This is a genomic window from Mesorhizobium sp. M7A.F.Ca.ET.027.02.1.1 (genome assembly GCF_004022985.1).
In the GTDB taxonomy this organism is placed as follows: Bacteria; Pseudomonadota; Alphaproteobacteria; order Rhizobiales; family Rhizobiaceae; genus Mesorhizobium.
On sequence record NZ_RZOL01000388.1, the window covers coordinates 1 to 5,783 of the forward strand.

Consider the following 5,783-nt stretch of genomic DNA (forward strand, 5'->3'; position numbering starts at 1 on the left):
GTCCAGTTCGGTCACTTTCTCGTCTATCTTGGCTACCGCGTTCATGCTGCTGCGCCTTCTGTATTCTTCACTTTTTCAATGGACGGCGTCTCGTCGTCGGTCAGGTTGCGAACCATCGCCTCGAGCCCTTCGATGAGGACGCGACGGGCTTCCGGCTTCACGCCGACCAGCGATTCCTCATAGACTTCTCCGGCAATGCTCTTGATCACGGCGTAGGCATCGCTTGCCTTGGGCGTCAGGAAGATCATGCGGACGCGACGATCGGCGGCGTCGGACCGACGCTCGATCCAGCCTCCCTCTTCCATGCGGTCGACCAGGCGCGAAACGCTGATCGGCTCGATTTCGAGAAGTTCGGCCAGCCGCGCCTGCGCGACACCGTCTTCCTTGGCAACGCGGACCAGAAGCCGCCATTGCGCCGAAGAAAGCCCCAAGCCACTGGCCCTCGCCTCGAAGCGCTTGCGCATCAAGCGCTGCACGTCGTGGATCAAGAAGCCCAATCTGTCGATGCCATCGGAAACCATGAGCGGGATATATAATAAGCGTGCTCACTATTCAAGACGCCGCGTTGCACGAGAAGCCGGCAAATGTGCATGGCAGCTTTGCCGGACCAATCATGGTTAGCGATTTGCGAACGCATGATGGCCGCGCCGCCTCTACACTGGTCGCGTCTGGCATATTGATGTACAGCCGCTGAACAGGATCGGGGGATCAACGCAATGCCGACGCTTTACGCTCTCAAGCCGGCCTTCCAGGGTCGACTGCGGCCGCTGGTCAACCGGCTGGCGGCAATCGGGGTCACGGCAAACAGCATAACCATCCTGGCGGCCGCGATGTCGATAGCCGCCGGCGCGGCCATTGCGATCTGGCACGAATGGCGCTGGCTGCTGTTGCTTATCCCCGCGGTGATGTTCGTGCGCATGGCGTTGAATGCCGTGGACGGCATGCTGGCGCGCGAGCATGGCCAAGCCTCGACGCTTGGCATGTATCTGAACGAGTTGTGCGACGTCGTTTCCGACCTCGCGCTGATTCTCCCTTTTGCCGTCTTTCCGGAATTTGGCGCATGGGGCGTCGTCGCCTTCGCGATAGCGGCCGTGCTGACCGAGTTCGCCGGCGTGCTCGGCATCGCTGCCAAGGTCGGGCGTAATTATGCCGGGCCGTTCGGCAAGAGCGACAGGGCGCTGGCGCTCGGCGTCGTCGCCGTGCTGTGCGCCGCCGGGCTGTGGCCGGCATCGATAGCGGCGTTTGTGTTTCCGGCCATGGCAACGCTTTCGCTGCTGACCGCCATAAACCGGATACGCGCCGGCATTATTGGCAGCGCCAGCTGAGCATCGAGGCTCGCCATGCCGCCAGAGGGGAAGACCATGATGCACGAACCGATCGCCGCCGCGGCCACGGAAAGCCTTGCGCGGCAAGCACAGGAGCGGGTTTTCCGCAGCCATGACGGGACGGAGATCTTCTACCGATTCTGGCCGGCGGCCTCCGCCGATGCCAAGGGCGCAGTGGTGCTCTTCCATCGCGGCCACGAGCATGGCGGCCGCATGGCCCATCTCGTCGATGAATTGCAGATGCCGGACCACGCCTTCTATGCCTGGGATGCCCGCGGCAATGGCCGCTCGTCCGGCGAGCGCGGCTATGCGCCCTCCTTCTCGGCCCTGGTGCGCGACATCGACTGCTTCATGCGCGAGATTGCAGCCAGGGATGGCTTTGCCACTCGGGATATCGCGCTGATCGCACAATCCTTTGGCGCCGTGCTGGCCGCCGCCTGGGTGCATGACTATGCGCCGAAGCTGCGCGCCATGGTGCTGGCCTCACCGGCCTTCTCGGTGAAACTCTACGTGCCCTTCGCCAAGGAGGGCATCGCACTCTGGCAGAAGATCAAGGGCCGCTTCTTCGTCAATTCCTATGTCAAGGCGAAATTCCTGACCCATGATCCCGTGCGCATCGCCTCCTTCGAGAGCGATCCATTGATCACGCGGCCGATCGCTTCCAACATCCTGGTCGAACTCTACCAGCATGCCGCACGCATCGTCAGTGACGCCCGCGCCATCACCGTGCCGACCCAGCTTCTGCTTTCGGGCAGCGACTGGGTGGTGCGCCACGGCCCGCAGCACGAGTTCTTCGCCAATCTCGGCAGCCGCACCAAGGAACGCCATGTGTTGCCTGGTTTCTTCCACGACACGCTGGGCGAGCGCGACCGGGCAAAGGCCCTCGAGTTGATCCGGCCATTCCTGGCCAGGCAGTTCACGGCACCGGACGCGCCTGTCGACCTTAAGCAGGCGGACATTGCCGGCCACACCCGCGACGAGGCTGACCGACTTGCCTCGCCGCTCGCTTTGATGTCGCCAAAGGGCCTCTATTGGGCATTCAGCCGTGCCTCCATCCGCATGGGCGCCTGGGTCTCGCAAGGTATGAAGGCCGGCGTGACCACCGGCTTCGATTCCGGCTCGACGCTGGACTACGTCTACGAGAACAATGCGCGCGGGCTTACGCCTCTTGGCCGCGTCGTCGACCGCATTTTCCTGGAGGCCATTGGCTGGCGCGGCATCCGCCAGCGCAAGCTGCATCTCGAAGAACTGATCGGCTCTTGCCTGGCGACGCTCAAGGCCGCTGGCCGGCCAGCGCACATTCTCGACATCGCGGCCGGCCATGGCCGCTATGTTCTCGATGCCATCGTGAAGAGCCCCGATCAGCCGGCGAGCGTTCGCCTGCAGGATTATTCCGACCTCAACGTCCAGCTTGGCCGCAAGCTGATCGCCGAGCGGCAATTGCCGGCTGATGTCTCGTTCCAGCGCGCCGACGCCTTCGATGCCGACATGCTCGCATCGATCGATCCAGCTCCGGATCTTGCCATCGTTTCCGGCCTTTACGAGTTGTTCTCCGACAATGCGATGATAGCCCGATCGCTCGGTGGATTGGCCAGCGCCATGCAGCCGGGCAGCCTGTTGCTCTACACCAACCAGCCTTGGCACCCGCAGCTCGAGATGATCGCCCGCAGCCTGACTTCGCATCGCGGCGGCGAGGCCTGGGTGATGCGGCGGCGCACGCAGGGTGAGATGGACCAGCTTGTCGAAGCCGCCGGTTTCGAAAAGCTCGACCAGCGCATCGACCAATGGGGCATCTTCACCGTCTCGGTCGCGCGGCGCCGCTGAGCAGCATGGCCTCGTCGCTTGCCCCCACCGCGCGCACCGAGCCTTATGGACGGGTGATCGTCAGGGCAGCCTTGTGGCTGGCCTTCCTGGCGCCGTTCTTCTATCTCAGCTACGGCTTCGCCAACTGGCTGGCCTCGCGGCGCGACGAGGTCGGCAGCATCGTGTTCTCGTGGGAGCACGGTATTCCGTTCGTCGCCTGGACCATCGTGCCTTATTGGTCGATCAACCTGTTCTACGGCCTGTCGCTGCTGCTCAACAACGACAGGCAAGGCGTCGACCGCCTGGCCGGGCGCTATCTCACCGCGCAGGTCGTCGCCGTTATCTGCTTCATCCTGTTCCCGCTGACCGCGACATTCGTGCGACAGGCGACGACCGGCCTGCCGGGCTTCCTGTTTGCCGTGCTCGGCGGTTTCGACAAGCCGTTCAACCAGGCACCCTCGCTGCACATCGCCCTTTTGGTGATCATCTGGGATCATTGGCGCCACCGGCTCCGCGGGTTGCTCCTGCCGCTCTGGCATGGCTGGAGCTTCCTGATCGGTGCCTCGGTGCTGACGACCTGGCAGCATCACTTCATCGACATCCCGACCGGCGCGCTGCTCGGGTTCTTTGCGCTGTGGCTGTTTCCGCGCAGCGGCGCGTTGCTGTTTTCAGGCTTCCGGCTGACCAGCGATGTGAAAGCGCGGCGGCTGGCGCGGTTCTACGCGCTGGGCGCGGTCCTCGCGCTGGCCGGTGCAGCGCTCGGCGCCTTGTTCTGCGCCGTCGCGCTCTTCCTGCTTTGGCCGGCGCTGGCGCTGGCCATCGTCGCCTTCGCCTATGCAGGAGCAGGCGAAAAAGTGTTCCAGAAATCCGCCGATGGCAGCATCACGCTCGCAAGCCGTGTCCTGCTCTTGCCTTACTGTCTCGGCGCCAGGGCCAACATATGGGCCTGGACGCGCAAACTTGCTCCCCAGGTGGCGATTGCCGACGGCGTCTTTCTCGGGCGCTTTCCCACGGCACGCGAGGCCAGCAGCTTCGGCACGGTCATCGATCTCGCCGCCGAACTTAAGAGGCCTGCGGCAGCCGATTGCCGCTGGATCAGCTTTCCGATGGTCGACCTGTTGCCGCCGCCAGTGGCGATACGGCAACAGGCAGCCGGCGCGCTGGAGAGTGCGCGCCGCGACGGCACCGTGCTGGTGTGCTGCGCGCTCGGCTTCCAGCGCAGCGCCGGCGTCGTCGCCGAATGGCTGGTGGCGACCGGCAGGGCCAAGACGCCGGCGCTTGCCCGAGAAATGCTCGCGGCCCTCGGCCGGCCGGTTCATCTTGCCGAGGCCATAGAGCGCGCGGCGTCATGACCGGCAATGCCTACCAGGACCGCACCGACCGCTTCGCCGGCATGCTGATGCGGCAGGCAGCGTGGCCGGCCGCAATCGTGGTGGCGGCAAATATCCTTGCGCCGCTGGCTGCCTCGACGCGCGGCGGCTTCGAGACTTTGCCGGCGGCCGTTGCGCTGTCGATCACAGCCGCGAGCGCGGTGGCGGTGCTGATGCTGTCGACACTGCTGGCGTTTGACGCGTTGCTGTTCCGCATCATGGCCAGCCATGATGACGAAGCTTCCGGCTGTGCCGCGGTGGACGACATGCTGGCGCGCATGCGCCTGAAACCCGCCCCGTCCAAGATACGCTCGCTCGATGACCGCATTGCTGGCACGCGTCGCCTGCTGTTCAAGCAGCGCGCCGCCCTGGCTCTGTTTGCCGCAGCACTTCTGGCGGCAGGGTTTTGGGCGCCGCGATGAACAGGCTTTCGCTCAAGACCTTCACCTTGCTGCAGACGGTAACCTCCGTCGGCCTCTCGGCGCTGGCCCGGATGGTGACGGGCGTGCGTCCGATCTGGAACGGCAGCCTGCCCTCCGACCGCCAGCGCATCTATTTCGCCAACCACACCAGCCATGGCGACTTTATCCTGCTGTCGGCCTGTCTCAGCGAAAGCGAGCGCGCGATCACCCATGCTGTTGCCGCAGGCGAATATTGGGGGAAGTCGCGGCTGCGCCGCTTCATCGCGCAGGACATGCTGTCGTCGGTGCTCATCAACCGGCAGTGGACGAGACCTGAGGAAAACCCGATCGAGATCATGCTGTCGGTTCTCGACCAGGGCCACTCGCTGATCCTGTTTCCCGAAGGCACACGCAACATGACCGAAGAGCCGCTGCTGGCATTCCGCTCCGGGCTCTACAATCTGTCGACGGCGCGGCCTCAGGTCGAGCTGATCCCGTGCTGGATCGAGAACATGTCGCGCGTGCTGCCCAAGGGCCAGTTCCTGCCGGTGCCGCTGCTGTGCCGCGTCGTCTTCGGCGCGCCGGTGGCGATCGGTCCGGGCGAAGAACGCCGCGCCTTCCTCGAACGCGCCCACGCCGCGCTTCTGGCGCTCAACCCGCGTCCCGAGCGAGACGATTGATGCGCCACGAAATCTCCATCCTGATCATCGGCCTGCTGGCGGTTTTGACCACCGCCAGCATCGTCGCGACCATACTTTCGGCGCGAGCGCCGAAGCCGCTCAGTTCGACGCTGGTCAATCTCAGCCAGCGGATCAACGCCTGGTGGGTGATGGTGGCGCTGATGACGGTCGCCTTCTTCTTCGGGCGTTACGGGATGACCATCC

General features: G+C 64.6%; 6 protein-coding genes and 1 pseudogene. 6 read left to right on the forward strand and 1 reads right to left on the reverse strand.

Annotation, left to right across the window (positions count from 1 at the left end; all coding sequences use genetic code 11):
* Window positions 1–41: 41 nt before the first annotated feature.
* Window positions 42–521 (reverse strand): MarR family transcriptional regulator, encoded by a 480-nt coding sequence (locus EN749_RS29155; protein ID WP_027038640.1) that lies wholly within the window; start codon window positions 519–521, stop codon window positions 42–44.
* A gap of 195 nt (window positions 522–716) precedes the next feature.
* On the opposite strand from EN749_RS29155, the gene EN749_RS29160 reads away from it, so the two are divergent.
* From EN749_RS29160 to EN749_RS29185, 6 genes and pseudogenes are all read left to right on the forward strand, one after another.
* Window positions 717–1,325, forward strand: a complete 609-nt coding sequence (locus EN749_RS29160) for a CDP-alcohol phosphatidyltransferase family protein (protein ID WP_127810772.1) — start codon at window positions 717–719, stop codon at window positions 1,323–1,325.
* 36 nt (window positions 1,326–1,361) lie between these two features.
* Entirely contained in the window at window positions 1,362–3,149 is a 1,788-nt protein-coding gene (locus tag EN749_RS29165; protein WP_189367777.1) for a bifunctional alpha/beta hydrolase/class I SAM-dependent methyltransferase, read from the forward strand.
* 5 nt (window positions 3,150–3,154) lie between these two features.
* Complete coding sequence (locus EN749_RS29170; protein WP_128364458.1) at window positions 3,155–4,480, forward strand: phosphatase PAP2/dual specificity phosphatase family protein; 1,326 nt, start codon at window positions 3,155–3,157, stop codon at window positions 4,478–4,480.
* Entirely contained in the window at window positions 4,477–4,920 is a 444-nt protein-coding gene (locus EN749_RS29175) for a hypothetical protein (protein WP_128364457.1), read from the forward strand. Before EN749_RS29170 ends, EN749_RS29175 begins: the two co-directional genes overlap by 4 nt.
* Window positions 4,917–5,579: a lysophospholipid acyltransferase family protein gene (locus EN749_RS29180; protein ID WP_127267052.1), complete on the forward strand. Its 663-nt coding sequence runs from the start codon at window positions 4,917–4,919 to the stop codon at window positions 5,577–5,579. Before EN749_RS29175 ends, EN749_RS29180 begins: the two co-directional genes overlap by 4 nt.
* Window positions 5,579–5,783, forward strand: a pseudogene (locus tag EN749_RS29185) (phosphatidate cytidylyltransferase); the annotation flags it as partial. The gene EN749_RS29180 and the pseudogene EN749_RS29185, both read left to right, overlap by 1 nt.